At 66.6% G+C, this 628-nt stretch carries 1 protein-coding gene; it reads right to left on the bottom strand.

The features are described from left to right. Window positions 1-362 (bottom strand): hypothetical protein (locus tag G7A99_RS23580; RefSeq protein WP_163144490.1); only part of this gene is annotated, 362 nt, incomplete at its 3' end. Window positions 363-628: the final 266 nt, after the last annotated feature.

Genomic DNA, 628 nt, shown 5'->3' with positions numbered 1-628 from the left:
TCCAGGAGCTCGATGTTACGGAAGAGCGGACTGTCCGGATCGAGCCGCCCGTCCGGCCCCTCATGGCTGGCGAGCTGCCGGCGCAGACTCGCTTCGGCGCGCTCCGCGCGGACCTCACCGGGGTCATCCTTGTCGCCGGCCCAGGTGTCCGGCAGACCGAGATAGCCCTGGAAGGCGTCCGCATCCGCGATGTGCAGCGCGCTCGTGTGCCGCAGCGACTGCGGCCAGCCAAAGAACAGCGCCATGCGGATCAGCCAGCTCGCCCCGAGGCTGTGATATTCGTCGCGATCGTAGCCCTGGTAGTCATTCAGGTCGCCGACCGTGTCGTCGGCCCGGGTGCTGAGAAACGGCAAGTCGATCATCGATCCCCTCAATGCGCATCGGCGGACCCGACGCGTCAGCGGCAGGTCCTTCACCCGCCATGATGCCACACTCCGTCCAGTGCGGGCTGTGACCTGTACCCCCACGGATTTTGGGTCGTGACGCGCGGAATCAACCGCCTGCAGCCGTCCGGAACGGCAATGCGTCGTCGCCCGGGCTACACGCTTCGACGCCGGTCCCGCCAGAGGCGATAAACGGTGAAGAGATTGGTGACGAGGATCAGCGACTCCGCGGTCACACCACCGAT

This window comes from Arhodomonas sp. KWT, from assembly GCF_010993615.1.
Note: the sequence above shows the minus strand (reverse complement) of the source record. Positions and strands in the feature narration are given on the sequence as shown.